Raw genomic sequence first — 532 nt, forward strand, 5'->3', positions numbered from 1 at the left:
TCGCCCCGCTCCCATCACCATAGATTTTGACATCATCAAGGTTCCACGAACTTACTGTCCAGACACCAGTGCTACCAACATTGAACCCGAAACGAATTTGAGTTGAGGCACTCTTGTGGGCGCTAATATCAAATTGTTGAGGTGTCCAAGCGTTATCTTGCACTCCTGGAGAACCTCCTGAACTCCAGAGATTGACCCAGCTAGAACCGTTGAAGATCTCAACTGTGTTCTGCATATAGGGAGTGTAGTCACTGTTGAGCCAACGGGCATATTCAAAGAACAACTGATTGGCCGTGCTGGTGTTGATGATCGGACTGGTTAAATAATAGAAGCCGTGCAAGGCTGTAGAGGCATTTCCCCCAATAACAACCCCAGCTACACCATTATCGGTTGTGGGAGTATTGTCCGTTCCGGGATCAGGGTTGCCATAATTTTGACCTGTAGAAGTTGTGGCAGCACCGATTTGCCATTCTGTCCCCAGAGTCCAACCCTTGCTGTTATTGGCAAAATCATCCCAGAAGTAGGTGTTAAA

General features: G+C 47.6%; 1 protein-coding gene. It reads right to left on the reverse strand.

Features of this window, described 5'->3' with window-relative positions:
- A partial coding sequence (locus tag MICAI_RS15970) for a hypothetical protein (protein WP_051011184.1) occupies positions 1-532 on the reverse strand: 532 nt, incomplete at both ends.

The sequence above is a fragment of the Microcystis sp. T1-4 genome, assembly GCF_000297435.1.
GTDB lineage: Bacteria > Cyanobacteriota > Cyanobacteriia > Cyanobacteriales > Microcystaceae > Microcystis.